This is a genomic window from Bordetella holmesii (assembly GCF_020735985.1).
Lineage (GTDB): Bacteria > Pseudomonadota > Gammaproteobacteria > Burkholderiales > Burkholderiaceae_B > Bordetella > Bordetella holmesii.
Window position 1 is genome coordinate 3,506,103 of sequence record NZ_CP085973.1, and the last position, 17,086, is coordinate 3,523,188.

A 17,086-nucleotide genomic window follows, 5' to 3' on the forward strand; every position below is an offset into this window, starting at 1 on the left:
GCGGTGCATGGCCCGACTTCTGGACGACGGCCACGCCTATGCCGGCATGCGCCAGGCCGCCCACGATACGCAGCGGCGCTTCTTCAATACGGCACTTAATCACCGTCGGCTGGCCGAGCTGCTTGCCTCGCTGTAGCCTTGCGGGCTGCTTCGGGGGTGAACACCGACGCAGCCGTTTTCAACCGGCGTGTACTCTCGCACGATTTGGCGCAGGAGGGTTACGATACTGTGCACGTCGCCGGCCTGCAGAGTGCTGTCTAGCAGGCTTAACTGGCTCATGAGTGTCTCGTAGGGGATGTTGTATTCTGTTGCGCGCATGATGCGCGGGTGCAGGGTCGGTTGCGAGTTGTCGCCGATGAGTAGTTCTTCGTACAATTTTTCGCCGGGACGCAGACCAGTGATGCGGATTTCGATATCGCCATCGGGTTGGTCGGTATTTTTGACGGTCAGGCCGTAGATGCGGATCATGCGCTCAGCCAAGTCCCGAATGCGCACCGGCTCGCTCATGTCGAGCACGAAAACCGAGCCGGATTCGCCCATAGCGCCGGCTTGTAGGACCAATTGGGCGGCTTCCGGAATGGTCATGAAATAGCGTGTGATTTCGGGGTGGGTCAGCGTGATGGGACCGCCATCGAGGATCTGGCGCCGGAAGAGCGGCACCACGCTGCCCGAGCTTCCGAGTACGTTGCCGAAGCGGACCATGGAGAAGCGGGTCTGGTCTTGCACTTGGGCATGGGCCTGAAGCACCAGTTCGGCTAGGCGCTTGGAGGCCCCCATGACGTTAGTGGGGCGGACGGCCTTGTCTGTGGAAATGAGCACGAAGTCCTGTACGCCCGCCTGGATGGCGGTTTGGGCGATGCTCAATGTGCCGTAGGCATTGGTGCGTATACCCTCTTCAACATTCTGCTCGACAATGGGGACATGCTTATAGGCGGCCGCATGGTAGATGGTCTGCACGTTATGCCGGCGCAACTGGGCCAGGCAGTGGTTAGGGTCACGTACCGAACCCAGCACGCCAATAATGTCGATGCTGGGGTAGCGCAGACGCAGATCCTGTTCAATGGTGTAGAGCGCCGGTTCAGAGATCTCGAGCAGGACCAGTTTGCTAGGTCTGAGAGCCAGGATCTGTCGGCAAAGTTCGGCGCCTATCGAGCCGCCAGCACCGGTGACCATAACGCTGCGATCCGTGACGCACTGACCCAGCAGGGATGTGATTGGAGCTACGGGATCTCGGCCCAGGAGATCTTCGACCTGCACGTCGCGCAATCGTACGCCGTTGGCCGGATCGATGAGCTCTCGCATGCTGGGCACCAGACGAATGCGCAGCCGATAGGGTTCGGCGGCTTCGACGATGGCGCGGATCTGGGGGGGCGTGGCCGAAGGAATGGCGATGAGCAATTGCCGCACGTTGTGACGGTCGATCAGGCGCGAGAGCTGCTCCGGGGGATAGACGCGCAGGCCAGACACCACCAGACGATGTTTGCGGCGATCGTCGTCCAGCATGGCGACCGGGCGATAGTAGGGCCCGGCTCGCAACGCGGCTGCCAGTTGCGAACCCGCGCCGCCGGCGCCATAGATAAGCACTGGGATGCGGGGATCGGCCATGTGGTGGTCGGCCGGAAACAGCAGCTTGCGGGCGAACAGCCGGATACCGATCAGGCCGACCAATGCCAGCGCGGCGTAAATGACCAGCACGCCGCGTGACAGCGTGGACAGTTGCAAAAAGGTGTTGCCTGCCGTGACCACCATGACGGAGACCAGGATGCCGCCCAGGATGGCGGCGACCACCCGCTCGCTCATGTAGCGCAGGATGTAGAAATAGACGCCGAAGGCGCCCAGGGCAGCGAGCCCCCCGGCACAGGCAAGCAGCGACAGAAAGAAGTATTGCTGGGTGACGAAAAAGAGTTCGAACCGTAGCCAAAGAGCGCAATGAAAGGCGAACAGCAGGATGACTGCGTCGAGCACGATGGCCAGCAATTGCTTGACGGCTCGTGGCAGATCGACAAACAGGCGCCTGACGGGATACGGAAGAATCATCAATAGGTCGTGCGATTAAGGGTGGTGAGGCAGCAATTTTAGCGATAGCTCGGGTTGCAGGTGCTTTGGGCGCCAACGCTCCAGCCTACATGAAAACGCGTCGAGCACAGCGCCCAGGGTTGCGAGCGGCGCGAGTCAAACCCGCTTGGGTGCTGCAACCGGGCGAGGGGGGTAGTTGAGTGCAACGGTCCTAAGTTGGAGGATATATGGATGTTGCCCGATACGTCGGGGTGGGCACGCCACCGATCATGCCTGAAAGTTGGCTGAAGGTGCGACGGTATCGATGAAAGGCCGTCTCTACGTCGCAGGAAAGCAGCCCAGCCGAGACCCGCGCTCGCCCGGTCGCCTCCCGTCCCTGAATACGATAGCCCGGTGGTCGCCCTGCATCAGCGGCCTAGGCTGATAACGGTCCGCACGATAATGGCCAAATCGCCGAGAAAGGATTGTTCTCGGACATAGGCTACTTGCAGCTTCAGTTTTTCGGGGAGAATGACGTCCCGATAGGTTGCTTCCGGATCCGCCGAGCCGCCAAGCAGTTCATTCTCATTGCGAAAGTGAATCGAGGCCGGATCAGTGATGCCGGGCCGCACGGAAAGCACGATCGCGGCGACCTCGTCCGGATAGAGGGCGACATAGCGCGCGACTTCCGGCCGCGGCCCAACAAGGCTCATCGTGCCCTGCATGACGTCTATCAACTGGACCAGTTCGTCGAGTTTCCAGCGCCGTATCAGCGCCCCGACCCGGGTGATGCGTGCGTCGGCTCCGATGGTGATCTGGCTGACCTGCGCCGGCTGCCGGTCGGTCATGCTGCGCAGTTTGTGGATGCGAAAGGGCCGCCCCTCGCGGCCTATGCGTTCCTGCCGAAAGAATACCGGTCCGGGGCTGTCGAGCTTGATGGCCATGGCCACCAGCAACAGCAGCGGCGACAGCAGCAGCAGCCCGATCAGTGAACACAGCAGATCGAAGGCGCGCTTGATCATTGCCCGAGCAGTTCACGCACCGTTCGGGTCACTTTCTCGACTTGGGTCTGACTCATGCGCGAGTACAGAGGCAGGCTCACCATGGTCTCGAAGGCGTTTTGCGAATGAGGGAACATCTCTGGCGTGAGCTGGTAGCGGTCACGCCAATACGGCTGAAGATGCAGGGGCACATAGTGCACGCTGCAGCCTATGCCGCGTTCCGTCATGCGCACGATAAAGCTGTCCCGATCGATTCCCGCCTGCGGCAGCAGGCGGATGACATATAAATGCCAGGCGTGCTCGTCGTCGGCGCGGTGGGCTTGGCCCTGCACGTCAGGCGTGCGGCCCGGGCAGGCCGGCAGAATGGCAGGCAGATCGCAGAACGCCTGGTCATAGGCTGCGGCAATGCCCGCTCTGCGATCGCGCATGGTCTGGACACGGCGCAACTGCACGCGGCCCATGGCCGCGGCCATGTCGGTCAGGTTGTACTTGAAGCCGGGCGCCACGATTTCGTAGTACCAGGCAGGTTTCTCGGAGGTGAAGCGGTCGAACGCATCGCGGTCTATGCCATGCAGGCGCATGACGCGGCAGCGTTTGGCCAGCGCGGGGTCCCGCGTGACGACCATGCCACCTTCGCCGGTGGCCAGCGTCTTGGTGGCATAAAAGCTGTATACCGTCAGGTCGCTTTGCAGCGTGCCGATACGCTGGCCCTGCCAACTGGCGGGCAAGGAATGGGCGGCATCTTCGATGACGCGCAAGCCATGCCGACGCGCGATGTCCAGAATACTGTCCATGTCGCAGGACAAGCCACCGTAATGCACCGGGATGATCGCGCGGGTGCGCGGCGTGATGGCGCGCTCGATGGCTGCCGGCGAAATACACAGCGTGGCCGGGTCGATATCCACCAAAACGGGTTCGGCGCCCAGGTAACGAGCCACTTCCGCGCTGGCGGTGAAGGTGTGGGTCGTGGTGATGACTTCATCGCCAGGGCCCACGCCTATGGCCTCCAGCGCCAGATGCAGGCCGGCCGTTGCGGAGTTCACGGCGATGGCCTCTACGCCGTGGCCCAGGTAGGCGGCGAACTCCTGCTCGAAGGCTTTGGCGTTGGGACCGGTTGTGAGCCAACCGGAGCGCATGGCGTCGGCGACGACCTGGATCTCTTCCTCGCCGATGTCCGGCAGCGCAAAGGGTATGAAGTCGCTCATGGGTTCACTGTTTGGTGGGAGCGGGTCGCGCGAGCGCCGCATCGAGGAATTGCTGCGCGAGCACCGGGTAGTCGTGGTGATCCAGAACATACTGGCGGCCTCGCTCGCCCATCTGGCGGCGTTCGGCCAACGGGGTGTCGCGCAGGCGCAGGATGGCTTGAGCCAGCGCCTGAGGGTCCTCGGCAGGCACCGATACGCCGCATGCCGCGTCCCCGACGATATCATTGCCGCTGGCTATGGCCTGGATGACGGGGCTGCCCGCCAGCATGTAGTCAAACAGCTTATTGGGGCTGACGCCGAACTGGAACAAGGGGCTGCGCCGCAGGCCAATGTAGGCGGCATCGACATGGGTCATCACGGCCTGCACGGCCGGGCGCGGCACGGGGTCGGCGAAGGCGATATGCTGCAGCCCCAGCTCCCGAGCCTGGGCTTGCAGCCGGGCCTTGTCAGGTCCGCTGCCCAGCAGGACCAGGCCAACTGGCGTCTGGCGCAATTGCGCCATGGCCAACAGCAACATGTCCAGCGCATTTGCATGACCATGTGTGCCGGCATAGAGGACGATGAAATCGCACTGCTCCCGCAGCTGCATGATCTGGGCGCGTACGCGCAGATAGTCCGCATTGCTGAAATCGGGCGCGCTGTACTCGGCCACCGGCACGCCGTTGGGCACATGCGCGTAGCGCGCCGGATCGAGCCCTCGGCTGTGCATGTGGGGTAAGGCACAGGGGAGCATGGAGACGGTCAGGTCGGCATGCCGGTAGGCATAGTCTTCGGCGAACTGCATGCTAGCGATCATGGGGTGCCAGGCGCCGAACCCTCCCAGCAGTTTCGGCGTCAAGGGCCACAGATCATGGACCTCGAAGATCAGGCGGGCGGCGGTCAGGCGTGCCAGGCGTGCGGCCGGCAGAATGTCGTACGGGTGGGTGGACGAGGCAACGACGACGTCGGGCCGCCAGCCGTGCAGATCAGAGGGAAGGCGATACAGCCGCGCACTGAACTGCAGCATATTGAGCAGGCGCCGGACCCCATTGCCCTGATAGGGCAGCGTGGCATACCAAAGGTATTCGATGCCTTCGATCCATTCGCGTGTCAGCCGGCCCCGGGTCTGGGGCGCATGCGCGCGCACGTGCGATACATTGGCCGCGGCAACCTTGACCTCATGCCCTTGAGCCAGCCATTCGCGCCCGAAGTAATACGGGCGGAACTCCATGCCGTAGCGCGGCGAGCCTGCATAATGATTGATCAGGAGAATGCGCATGGTGGACGGCCCGCAAGCGCTGGCTTATGCCAGCGCGTCGGCGATCTTGCGCGCGGCTTGTCCGTCGCCGTAGGGTTGAACGTCCTGGGGCGTTTCGTGCAGCGCACGCTCAGCCGCATCGACGATGTCCTGCTCGCGGGTGGGCGGCGCCAGCCGGTTCCAGCCGGCATCGACCAGTTCGGTCCATTCGGTTTCGTCACGCAGCGTCACGCAAGGCACGCGGTGGAAGAAGGCTTCCTTTTGCACGCCGCCTGAGTCCGTGGCGATGAGCGCGGCGTACTTTTCCAGTTGCACCATGTCCAGGTAGCCCACTGGATCGATCAGCTGTACCCGCTGCGCCAGGGCGTCGAGCAGGTTCAAGCGTTGCAGGATGCCGCGCGTGCGGGGATGTAGCGGCCACACCACGGCACGCTCGACAGCCAGGGCCAGCAAGGCATTGACGATGACGTTCAGGCGCTCCGGGTGGTCGGTATTCTCGGCGCGATGGATGGTCGCCAGGATATACCCGCCGGCCGTCAGGCCCAGTCGGGCCAGCAGGCCACCATCCTGTGTCACACGGCGGCCGTGATGCAGCGCCACATCGAACATGACGTCTCCGACCTGAACCACGCTGTCGCCGCGGATCCCTTCGGACTGCAGATGCCGGCTTGCGCTATCGGTGGGCGTGAACAGCCATGTCGAGACGCGGTCAGTCAGGATGCGGTTGATTTCTTCGGGCATGCGCATATTGAAAGAGCGCAGGCCCGCTTCTACGTGAGCGACCGGAATATGCAGCTTGGCTGCCGCCAGCGCTCCTGCCAGCGTCGAGTTCGTGTCGCCGTAGACCAGGACGATGTCGGGCTGCTCTTGCTGCATGACACGTTCGAGCTCGATGAGCATGCGTCCGGTCATGTCGCCATGGCCGCCGCCGTGGATGTCGAGGTGATGCGCTGGCGGTTGCATACCCAGCTCCTCGAAGAAAACATCCGACATATTGGCGTCGAAATGTTGTCCGGTATGAACCACGACTTCTTGCAGGCCAGGGTGGGCGGCGATGGCCGCCGAGACCACGCTGGCCTTGATGAATTGGGGCCGAGCCCCGAGAACGGTAAGTACCTTTTTGCTCATTGCAGCGCTTGTTTGAGAGCGGACACGATCTGGTCCTGCGTGGCCTGGTCCAGGTCGGGATGCATGGGCAGGCTCATGACCGTGGCGGCCAGCGTGTCGGAGACGGGCGTGTCGCCGGCGGCAAATTGGGCGTACGCGGGCTGAGCGTGGATGGGGCGTGGATAGTGCACGGCCGTCGGAATGCCCGCGTCCTTGAGCTTGGCGATGACGTTGTCGCGATCGGGCACCATGACCGTGAATTGCGCCCAGACGCTGTCACGGTCGGGACGCACGGTTACGGTGCGGGCGCCGGCCGGCAGATCGGCCAGCAGCGCCTGGTAGCGCGCGCCGATGCGCAGGCGTTCCTGCACTTCCCAGTCGAATCGTTCCAGCTTGCCGAGCACGACGGCGCATTGCAGGGTGTCCATACGGCCGCCCACGCCGATGCGCGTGTGATAGTAGCGGCCGGACTGGCCGTGTACCCGGATCTCGCGCATGGCCTGGGCCAGCGCGTCGTCGTTGGTAAACAGGGCGCCGCCATCGCCATAGCAGCCCAGCGGCTTGCTCGGGAAAAAGCTGGTGCAGCCGATGGTCGACAGATTGCAGCTCTTTTTGCCCTTATAGGTTGCACCAAAGCTTTGCGCGGCGTCCTCGATGACCGGGATGCCGTGCTTGTCGGCGATGGCATTGACCTCATCATGTCGCCGCACTGGCCGTAGAGCGATACCGGAATGATGGCCTTGGTTCGCGGCGTGATGCGCGACTCGATATCCGCGACCTTGATGTTGCACGTGTCCGGTTCGACATCGACGAAGACCGGTACCGCGCCCAGCAAGGCGATCACCTCGGCGGTTGCCACGAAGGTAAAGGACGTGGTGATGACTTCGTCGCCGGCCTTCACGCCCAGGGCCATAAGCGCGATGAGCAGGGCTTCGGTACCGGAGGCGACCGTGACGCAATGCTTGGCGCCGGTGTAGGCGGACAAGGCGGATTCCAGCTCTTTGACTTCGGGGCCCATGATGTACTGCCCGTGGTCCAGCACTTGCTGTATCCGCGTATTGATCGGGTCGCGCAGGGCCTGGTACTGCTTCTTCAGGTCGATGAATTGCATGGTGGACTCAAGCCAGTTGGCAGACGCCGTTTGTGAGGATGTAGTGCTCGCCGGTATGCGCGCAGGTGGCCTGGCCATCGCCGCTCAGGGGCAGATCAAGCTGTTCGCCGTGACGGCTCATCCAACCAATCTGCCGGGCGGGAACGCCCACCATGAGCGCGAAGTCGGGGACATCTTTGTTGACCACCGCGCCGGCGCCGATGAAGGCATAGCGGCCGATGGTCGCGCCGCAGACGATGGTGCAGTTCGCACCCAACGTAGCGCCCTGTTTGACCAGGGTGTCGCGGTATTCGCTCTTGCGTTCAATGGCCGCGCGCGGGTTGTAGACGTTGGTGAAGACCATGCTGGGGCCGCAGAACACATCGTCTTCGAGGAAGACGTTGTCATAGACCGAGACATTGTTCTGGATCTTGACGCGGTTGCCGATGCGCACGCGATTGCCCACGAATACATTCTGGCCGAGCGAACAGTTCTCGCCGATCTCGGCGCCGCCGCAGACATGAACCCAATGCCAGACGCGGGTCCCCGCACCGATGCGGGCGCCTTCGTCGACGATTGCACTTGGATGGATACTCATGATGGATGTCAATCCAGGGGCAGGGGTACGCGCACGCCATCGCGTGCCGAACGGTACATGGCGGTGAGCAGCGCAAGCGACTGCAGCCCTTCGCGGCCATCGGTTTCCGGTTCGCACTCGCCTCGCAGGGTGCGGATGACGTTGTCGTAATAGAGCGGATGACCGAAGCCATAGACCGAGGTGGTCTCATAGCTGGCTTCCCGCACGTTGTCGTCGTCCGGATGCGGTTCGGCGAATTTCCATTCGTCGATGCGGTTAACGGCCACGCCGCCCACCTTGGCCGTTCCCTTTTCACCCAGGATGGTGATGGAACCTTCGAGGTTCTGCGGGTAGGTCAGCATGGTGACGTTGATGGAACCCATGGCGCCATGGCGCCAGCGCAGGGCGGTCACGCCGGTGTCCTCGGCTTCGATGCGACGCGCCAGGGTGCCCGTGTACGAGTAGACGCTTTCGACGGGTCCGATGATCCAATCCAGCAAATCCACATAGTGGCTGGCCTGGTTCATGAAGGCGCCGCCGTCCCATTCCCATTTGCCGCGCCAGCGGGCAGCGTCGTAGTACTCCTGGGGGCGGGTCCAGAACACGTTGACCGTCACCATGTAGATGCGGCCGAAGCGGTTTTCCTCGACTGCGCGCTTGAGTAGTTGCAGCGTGGCGTTGCGGCGGTTCTGCTTGACCACGAAGAGGCGCACACCGGCCTCGTCGCAGGCCTTGACCATGCGTTTGCCATCTTCCCAGCGGGTTGCCATGGGTTTTTCGCTCACCACATGACGGCCGGACTGCGCCACTTCGATCGCCTGCCAAGGATGCAGGCCCGAAGGTGTGGCGAGGATGACGGCGTCGGCGGTGCTGTTGGCCAGCATGTCCGTCAGCGAGGCGTAGGGCGTCGCACCGGTGGCTTGCGCAGCGGCTTTCAGGGCCGCCGGGTCGGTGTCGCACACCTCGACCAGTTCGGCGCGATCATTGTGTTGGGCAATAGCGGCGATGTGGTTCTTGGAAATTCGCCCACAGCCAACTAAGGCAAAACGGATTTTGCGGTCTGATATAGGGGTCATTTTTGTGAGAATTTGCGCGCGTTGATTGTTATAGATGTTGTAGGTTTAATCCGGCGCATCAACAGCTGATATTGCACGGAATAGCAATGAATATTACCATGAATCCAGAAATTCTCCCAAGACTAGTGGGCTTTTCCCTATTGACTGAATCTTCGAAGAAATATTCTTCTTATTGGGTCTGCCGCGTGAGGCGATGAATTCGCAAACTGAAAAATTACCGGATTATTAAATGTCAATGAGATTTGTTTATGTTTTATGTTTCAAATTTTGAAGCTGACTAGGGTTTTCCCTTGCTGGTTTGCGCGATTGACATAATCCGTAGCAAGTCCGCTGCCCATGGCCGCGTCGTATTCTGGAAATGAGAGTGCCGGTCATCCATGACTGGACGTCGCGCTGGAGTCGCCGCGCAGCCCGTATACCTGTGCGTCTTTCGTGCGTGCCGTGTGCGACGGTTGAGCGGCTGGCACGTGAGGCCGCACGGCTACACTCGCGATCGTGCGAACAAAAACAAAAGCGAGGAGATATGCGCATTCTGCTGGTCGAGGACAATCCCGACCTGGGCGACGCTGTGGAAAGCAAGCTGCGCAATGCGGGACATAGCGTGCGCTGGGTGCGCGATGGCTTGGCGGCCGTGCAATGGGGTGGCGCGCAAGCCTGGGACGCCGTGGTGCTGTACATCACCTTGCCAGGCAAGGACGGCTATGCGGTACTCCGGGAGTGGCGCGCAGCGGGGCTGGAGGCACCCGTATTGGTCATGACCGCGCGGGCGGAGATCGAAGACAAGGTCGACATGCTGGATCTGGGCGCTGACGACTATCTGGTCAAGCCCTTCGACCTGCGTGAACTGGAGGCACGCCTGCGCGCTCTGATGCGCCGCCCGACGGGCCAGACTTCGAGCGTGGTCGTGCTGGGTGATCTGAGCCTGGACATGTCGGGTCGAACCGTGACGATCAATGGCCAGTTGCTGGAGCTTGGACGGCGCGAGTTTCGCCTGCTGGAGATTCTCCTGACCCGGCAGGGGCAGACGGTGGCCAAGGAACGGTTGATGGCACAGTTGTTCGATGCCGAGGATATCTCGCTCAATGCTCTGGAGTTGCTGATTTCCCGGCTGCGCAAGAAACTCTCGACGGCCTGCATAGAGATCGTGACGGTACGAGGCGTCGGCTACCAGGCGCGCACAGATGCGTCGACATGATGGTTTTTCCATCCGCCGGCGGGTGTTCATGTTGGCGCTGCTGTTGCTGGCCTGCGCCTCGATCGCGTTGTTTTTCTTTTTGCGTGCCTACGCCGGTCGCGCGGCAGAACAGGCTTTCGATCGTCTGCTCGCGGCCTCGGCGCTGACCATCGCCGGTTCGGTGCAGATCGATGACAACGGCGTCACGGTGGAGCCACCGTTTTCTTCCCTGGCCATGCTACCCGTGAGCGAAAGAGTGTTCTATCAGGTGCTCAACGGCAGCGGGCACGCCATTACGGGCTATGCAGATCTGGCGCTGGCTTTGCCGCTGGCCGACTCCGCCGTGCCGCGCTTTGCCTACGAGCGCTACCATGACGACGCCATACGGGTGGCTACGGTCGGCAGGTTGGTGTCGGCCAGCCAGCACGCGGGGTGGGTTACGGTACGAGTGGCAGAGACGCTCGGTTCGCGCCAGGCGCTGGCCGCGGAAATACTCAATCGCAGCCTCTGGCCGTTGCTGGCGGTGGTGGTCGTGGCGCTGGCTCTGCTCTGGTTCGGTATTCAGCGGGCGTTTGCGCCGCTGGCCGTCGTTGAGCGGGAGTTGCGCTTGCGTGCCCCGGATGATCTGGCGCCTTTGCGTGCTCCGGTTCCCAGCGAAGTCCGGCGTCTTTCCGAGGCGTTGAATGCCTTCATGCACCGGTTGTCGACGATGATGGATAACCTGAACACCTTGGTGGCGGACGCCGCGCACCAGGTGCGTACTCCGTTGGCGTCTTTACGTGCGCAGGCAGAGGTCGCGCTCGAGGAGCAGGATGCGGCGCGCTTGCGCGAACGCGTTGCCCGTATTCACCAGAATGCGACCCAGGCCAGTCAGCTGATCAATCAGCTTTTGATGGATGCCACGATTGCCCATCGTCTTGGCAGCGGGGAACGAGCCGCCGTCGGCGTGGTGGAAACCGTCAACGAAACCCGACGCCGTATCGGGCCACTGGAGGCGCAACGCGTGCGTATCGCCATCGCGCCGCAAGTCCGGCGCGCGCGCGTCATGGGTGATCGCGTTGCGCTGCGCGAGATGCTGCGCAATTTGGTGGATAACGCCTTGCGCCATGCGCCGGCATCGCTGGTCGAGATTCAAGTCACCCCCGTGTCGGCGTATCGTGTGGCGTTGACGGTGTTGGATCGTGGGCCCGGCATTGCCGAATCCGACAAGGAGCGGGTGCAACAGCGGTTTGAGCGGGGTAGCAGCGATCAGCCAGGTTCGGGGCTGGGCCTGGCCATCGTGCGCTCGGTGGCCCAGGCTCATGGCGGCTCGCTCTGGCTGCAGGACAGGCCGGGCGGTGGTCTGCAGGCGCGCGTGGTCTTGCCCATGGCACGCGGCCGCGGCGCGGGCAAATTGGCCGCCGCGCTGCTGGCCTGCCTGTGCCTATGGTCTGCATCGCCGCCGTCGCCAGCGCAGGCGGCTGGCGTGGTGCAGGAGACCCGGTATCCCGCACCACGTCCCGGCGGGCGCGTCTTGACCGTGGCAGGCCCGACCGACACGCCGGTCATCGCACCATTGATCAGCGGCTTTCAGGCACAGCGTCCGGATGTCACCGTGGTGTACCGCGAGATGAACAGCCGGGAGCTTTACGACGAGGCGGTGGCCGGGCAGCTCAAGGACGTGGACGTGCTCATCAGCTCGGCGCCTGACCTGCAGATACGGTTGGCCAATGACGGATTTGCGCTCAGTTACGCATCCCCCTATGCCCGTGATCTGCCATCCTGGGCGGTCTGGCGGGATGAGGTCTATGGATTTACGTTCGAGCCGGCCGTCATCGTCTATAACCCGCGTCGATTCACCGAGGCGACCGTGCCCCGCACGCGCCGTGCGTTGCTGCGTCTGTTGGAAACGGAAGGCGCCAGCCTGCGTGGCCGGGTTGCCACGTACGATATCGCCATTAGTAATGTGGGTTATGTCCTGGCCGAGCAGGACGAGATGGTGTCCTCCGCGTTTTGGGGGCTGGCCAATGCCTTGGGCAGGGTGGGAGTACGCCTGGCGCCCACCAGCGGTGAACTGCTTGACGCCTTCGAGCGCGATGAGTTGGACCTGGGATACAACCTGCTGGGCTCTTATGCCTTGGCGCGTCAGGCCGCCGGTGGCGCCATTTGGGTCGTGCTGCCCCAGGATTATGTGCTGGTGTTGGCGCGTTCGGCGCTGATCGCGCGCTCGGCCCCCAACCCCGATCTCGGACGGACCCTGGTGGATTGGTTGCTGTCACCGGCTGGCCAGCAGGTCGCGGCCAACCATGCGGCATTGGGCGCGCTGGTGCCTGGCACACCGGGTCCGTGGACGGCGCAAGCCTTGCAGCCGCAGGCGCGCGGCATCGTGCAGCCCATCGCGCTGAGCCCGGCCTTGCTGGTGGGGCTGGATCAGCAGCGGCAGGCCCGCTTTGTGCAAACCTGGATGAGGCTGGTGACGGATACGCCCGAAAGAGTGGACGGGGCGGCCAAACCCTAGGGATTTCCTGAGGCCGATCCGAGTGTGATGACAGGACGCGGACAGATTGCGTCTCCTAAGATGCAATCAGGCTGGTCCAAGAGCCAGTTTCATCATTCCAACGGAGAAGACAGCCATGTTTGCCAAGTCATGCTTGGCCGCCACGATGGCGGCCGCCTTCACGCTCGCCGCCGGCGCGGCTGGCGCACAGGTGCCAGAAGGTTATCCGGCCGACTATCAGAAGATCATCGACGGTGCCAAGAAAGAGGGTAAGGTCGTGATCTATTCCACGACCGACACCAAAGCCGCCGCGCCTATCATCGCCGGCTTCGAGGCAGCCTTCCCGGGTGTGAAGGTCGAGTACAACGACATGAACAGCACCGAGCTGTACAACCGGTATATCAGCGAGCAGGCCTCGGGCAGCGGCAGTGGTGACGTCGTGTGGAGTTCGTCCATGGATTCGGCGTTGAAGCTGGCCGTGGACTACGCGTTGAAGTACCGCTCGGCGGAAGCCGGAAAACTGCCGGACTGGGCGGTCTGGAAAGACTCGGCCTATGGCACGACGTACGAGCCCGCGGTGTTCATCTACAACAAGCGACTGATCCCGCAAGGCGAGGTGCCGAGCACGCATGCCGAGCTGGCCAAGCTGATCGCCAGCCAACCGGAGAAATTCAAGAATAAAGTCACCACTTACGACATCGAGAAGTCGGCGGTGGGATTCATGCTTGGCGTGCAGGACAAGGCCAATGATCCGCATTACTTCGACACGCTGCGCGATACCGCCAAGGGGGGGCTGGTTGTACAGTCTTCGACCGGCACCATGATGGAACGGGTCTCTTCAGGCGAGAACTTAGTCGGCTACAACATACTTGGGTCATATGCCGAGGCGCGCGCCAAGAATGACGCCTCCCTGGGCATCGTTTACCCCACGGATTACGCCCTGGTGCTCTCGCGTGTGGCCTTCATCAGCAAAAAAGCCAAGAACAAGAACGCCGCCAAGCTCTGGATGGACTATCTGCTGTCCAAGAAGGGTCAGGAAATCGTGGCCAATCGCGCGGAGATGGCCTCCATCCGTGATGACATCGATGGCGATAACGATGTGGATGGCATGACCAAAAAGCTGGGGTCGGCGCTCAAGCCCATTCCGGTCAATGACAGCCTGCTCGAGTACCTCGAGCAGAACAAGCGCCTGGACTTCATCAAGCAGTGGCGCGCACCGAAAGGTGGCGAGCCTCCCTATCTTTGAAGACAGGATCTTCCATGCAGTCATTGCGCAGAAAATGGCAATCCCTGCCGCGCGGCGTTGTCGTGCTGCTCACGACACTGGCCATCTATGTGCCGTTGTCGTTCATCATCGTCCAGAGTTTTCTGTCGGCGCCTTTCTTTTCTCCCGGCAAGCATTTCAGCCTGGGCGCATTCCACTTCATTTTTGACGACCCGGCTTTTTACAAAGCCCTCAAGAGCGGCTTCATCCTGGCCTTCGGTCTGGCCGCCATCGCAATTCCGCTAGGCGGCATGCTGGCCTTTCTCATGGTGCGCACGGACTTGCCCGGCCGCCGCTGGATAGAGCCGCTGATCCTGGTGCCGGTGTTCGTCTCACCCATGGTGTTGGGATTCGGGTATGTCGTCGCCGCCGGCCCGGTCGGGTTCTTCTCGCTGTGGGTGCAACAGATACTGGGCGTGGTGCCCTGGAATATTTATTCGCTCACCAGCATCGTCATCATTGCCGGTCTGACGCATGTGCCGCACGCCTATCTTTATATTTCTTCGGCGCTGCGCAGCATGGGGTCCGACGTCGAGGAGGCGGCGCGGGTCTGTGGCGCCTCGCCCTTGCGGGTGATGACGTCGGTGAGTCTGCCCATGGTCCGCCCGGCGATGCTGTACGCCACGGTGCTGCTCTTCTTCCTCGGCCTGGAGGTGTTCGGGCTGGTGCTGGTGTTGGGCGACCCCGAAGGTAATCTGGTGCTGGCGACGTATCTGTACAAGCTCACCAACAAGTTGGGCATTCCTTCCTACCATCTGATGGCGGCCGTGGCGGTGGTTCTGATTGCCATGACGATCCCGCTGGTCATGCTGCAGCGTCGTCTGATGCGGACGGCCAATCGCTTTGTCACCATGAAAGGCAAAGCCTCTCGCGCGCGTGCCTTGCCTCTTGGGCGTTGGCGGTGGTTGGCCGGTGGCGTGGTGGCGGTCTGGCTGTTGGTGACCATCATCGTGCCGTTGATCGGGGTGCTGCTGCGAGCCTTCGTGTCGAACTGGGGCATGGGCGTGTCGTTGCTGGACGTCTTGTCGCTGGACGCGTTTCGTACGGTGTTCTCCCAAAGCAACCTGATCCGGGCCATCATCAATTCGGTGGCCGTTGGTGTGCTCGGTGGTGCGCTGGCCGTCTTTTGCTACTTGTTTATCGGCCTGGCGATGCACCGCAAGCCGGATAACGTGACCCGATTTCTGGACTACAGCGTGCTGGTGCCGCGAGCGGTGCCGGGGTTGTTGGCCGGCCTGGCGTTTCTGTGGGTGTTTCTGTTCGTGCCCATGTGGCTGGACAACGCATTGGAGGATGGCTGGCTGTCCGCGCTGCCTTTCGCTGAATGGTTGCGGGATAACTTCATCGAATGGCTGCGCGCCATGCGCAGCACCATTTTCAGTGTGTGGTTGGCCTATACCGTGGTCTGGATGGCCTATGGCCTGCGCCTGATTTCGTCGACCTTGCTGCAAGTCGGCCCCGAGCTGGAAGAGGCCGCGCGCAGCACTGGTGCGTCGCGTGCCCAGGTCACCCGCCATGTGACCGTGCCCCTGGCCAAGTACGGCCTGATCGGATCCTGGCCGTTGATGTTTCTGGTCTTCGAGCGCGAGTACTCCACGGGCGTTTATCTGCTCTCGCCAGGCACCGAGACCATAGGCTCCATGCTGGTGTCCTTGTGGGCTTCCGGCGCCATCGATATCGTCGCCGCGCTTTCCTTTATCAATATCGTCCTGGTCGTGTTCGGGCTGGGCGTCGCTCTGCGTTTCGGAGTCAAACTTCATGATTGAGCTTTCCGTCGAAGATCTGCATCTGGACTACGGCGACAACCCTGTTTTGAAAGGGGTGTCGATGGATTTACGCCAGGGCGAGGTGGTCTCCCTGCTGGGACCATCGGGCAGCGGTAAGACGACGTTGCTGCGCGCGGTTGCGGGCCTGGAAGGGCCCAAGGCTGGCCGCATCCGTATCGGCGAGCGTGTGGTGTACGACGGCGGCTCGCGCCAGGAGGTCCCGGCCGAAGACCGTAATCTGGGGCTTGTATTTCAGTCCTATGCACTCTGGCCGCACAAGACGGTGTACGACAACGTCGCCTATCCTCTGAAGCTGCGCGGTGTCCCGGGCAGCGAAGTGCGCCAACGTGTGGCGGATGTGCTTGAGCAGCTCGGACTGGGCAAATTAGGGCAACGCCATCCGCATCAGCTCTCAGGAGGCCAGCAACAGCGTGTGGCCATAGGGCGAGCACTCGTCTACAGTCCGCCCGTCATTCTGCTGGACGAGCCGCTTTCCAATCTGGATGCCAAGCTGCGTGAGGAAGCGCGAACCTTCTTGCGTGAACTCATCGTCAGGCTGGGATTGTCGGCCCTGATGGTCACGCACGACCAAAGTGAAGCGATGGCGATCTCGGATCGCATCCTGCTGTTGAACAACGGCAAGATAGAACAGCAGGGTACGCCGCAGGAGATGTACAGCACGCCGGCGACACTGTTTACGGCCGAGTTCATGGGCAGCAACAATCGCCTCGAGGGTCGTGTGGTCGAGTTGCGGGACGGTCGCGCCCGCATCGAAGGCGCGGGGTGGACGCTGTGGGGCCGGGCCGCCGAGGGTGTGTCCGCCGGGCAAGACGCCACGGCGGTGATCCGCGTCGAACAGTTGCGCCTGCAGGACGACGCGGATGGCAACCATCTGGATTTGCCGCTGACGACCAGCATGTATCTGGGCGATCGTTGGGAGTATTTGTTTCGCGCCGGCGGCTCTGATGGCTTGTCTCTGCGAGCCTATGGACCGCAAGGGCGCGAGGCAGGGAAGTATCGGCTGGCTTTGCCGGCCGACAGCCTGTGGATCTTTCCGCGCAGTTAGGTAGGAGCCAGGCATCAGGCCGGCTGTGCCGGCCTGATGCTTTCGAGGGCTG

The 17,086-nt window shown here is 62.3% G+C and carries 13 protein-coding genes and 1 pseudogene; 6 read left to right on the forward strand and 8 right to left on the reverse strand.

Annotation, left to right across the window (positions count from 1 at the left end; all coding sequences use genetic code 11):
• Positions 1 to 7: 7 nt before the first annotated feature.
• Positions 8 to 136, forward strand: coding sequence for a hypothetical protein (locus LK440_RS17925; RefSeq protein WP_256374646.1), 129 nt, complete (start codon positions 8 to 10; stop codon positions 134 to 136).
• Here the strand turns inward: LK440_RS17925 and LK440_RS16890 are convergent.
• The 8 genes and pseudogenes from LK440_RS16890 to LK440_RS16925 form a co-directional block, all read right to left on the reverse strand.
• Positions 100 to 2,037, reverse strand: coding sequence for a polysaccharide biosynthesis protein (locus LK440_RS16890; RefSeq protein WP_005017117.1), 1,938 nt, complete (start codon positions 2,035 to 2,037; stop codon positions 100 to 102). The genes LK440_RS17925 and LK440_RS16890 overlap by 37 nt on opposite strands.
• Before the next feature lie 386 nt (positions 2,038 to 2,423).
• Complete coding sequence (locus tag LK440_RS16895) at positions 2,424 to 3,017, reverse strand: sugar transferase (protein WP_005017115.1); 594 nt, start codon at positions 3,015 to 3,017, stop codon at positions 2,424 to 2,426.
• Positions 3,014 to 4,201 (reverse strand): DegT/DnrJ/EryC1/StrS family aminotransferase, encoded by a 1,188-nt coding sequence (locus LK440_RS16900; protein ID WP_005017113.1) that lies wholly within the window; start codon positions 4,199 to 4,201, stop codon positions 3,014 to 3,016. The genes LK440_RS16895 and LK440_RS16900 overlap by 4 nt, the downstream gene beginning before the upstream one ends.
• Positions 4,202 to 4,205: 4 nt before the next feature.
• Positions 4,206 to 5,459 (reverse strand): glycosyltransferase family 4 protein, encoded by a 1,254-nt coding sequence (locus LK440_RS16905; RefSeq protein ID WP_005017111.1) that lies wholly within the window; start codon positions 5,457 to 5,459, stop codon positions 4,206 to 4,208.
• A 24-nt stretch (positions 5,460 to 5,483) separates the two neighbouring features.
• Complete coding sequence (wecB, locus tag LK440_RS16910) at positions 5,484 to 6,566, reverse strand: non-hydrolyzing UDP-N-acetylglucosamine 2-epimerase (RefSeq protein WP_005017108.1); 1,083 nt, start codon at positions 6,564 to 6,566, stop codon at positions 5,484 to 5,486.
• Positions 6,563 to 7,656 (reverse strand): annotated as a pseudogene (locus LK440_RS16915) (DegT/DnrJ/EryC1/StrS family aminotransferase). Before LK440_RS16915 ends, wecB begins: the two are co-directional and overlap by 4 nt.
• Before the next feature lie 7 nt (positions 7,657 to 7,663).
• Positions 7,664 to 8,236 (reverse strand): acyltransferase, encoded by a 573-nt coding sequence (locus tag LK440_RS16920; protein ID WP_025341272.1) that lies wholly within the window; start codon positions 8,234 to 8,236, stop codon positions 7,664 to 7,666.
• Positions 8,237 to 8,241: 5 nt separating this feature from the next.
• The gene (locus tag LK440_RS16925; RefSeq protein ID WP_005017099.1) at positions 8,242 to 9,288 is read right to left on the reverse strand and encodes a Gfo/Idh/MocA family protein; all 1,047 of its coding nucleotides are present in this window, start codon (positions 9,286 to 9,288) and stop codon (positions 8,242 to 8,244) included.
• A gap of 523 nt (positions 9,289 to 9,811) precedes the next feature.
• On the opposite strand from LK440_RS16925, the gene LK440_RS16930 reads away from it, so the two are divergent.
• From LK440_RS16930 to LK440_RS16950, 5 genes are all read left to right on the forward strand, one after another.
• Positions 9,812 to 10,483 (forward strand): response regulator transcription factor, encoded by a 672-nt coding sequence (locus LK440_RS16930; RefSeq protein WP_005017097.1) that lies wholly within the window; start codon positions 9,812 to 9,814, stop codon positions 10,481 to 10,483.
• Entirely contained in the window at positions 10,470 to 12,959 is a 2,490-nt protein-coding gene (locus LK440_RS16935) for a sensor histidine kinase (protein WP_005017095.1), read from the forward strand. The genes LK440_RS16930 and LK440_RS16935 overlap by 14 nt, the downstream gene beginning before the upstream one ends.
• A gap of 115 nt (positions 12,960 to 13,074) precedes the next feature.
• On the forward strand, positions 13,075 to 14,184 hold the full coding sequence (locus tag LK440_RS16940) for an ABC transporter substrate-binding protein (protein ID WP_005017092.1): 1,110 nt from the start codon (positions 13,075 to 13,077) through the stop codon (positions 14,182 to 14,184).
• Between the two features lie 14 nt (positions 14,185 to 14,198).
• Positions 14,199 to 15,968 (forward strand): ABC transporter permease, encoded by a 1,770-nt coding sequence (locus LK440_RS16945; RefSeq protein ID WP_005017089.1) that lies wholly within the window; start codon positions 14,199 to 14,201, stop codon positions 15,966 to 15,968.
• Positions 15,961 to 17,034 (forward strand): ABC transporter ATP-binding protein, encoded by a 1,074-nt coding sequence (locus LK440_RS16950; protein ID WP_005017086.1) that lies wholly within the window; start codon positions 15,961 to 15,963, stop codon positions 17,032 to 17,034. Before LK440_RS16945 ends, LK440_RS16950 begins: the two co-directional genes overlap by 8 nt.
• Positions 17,035 to 17,086: the final 52 nt, after the last annotated feature.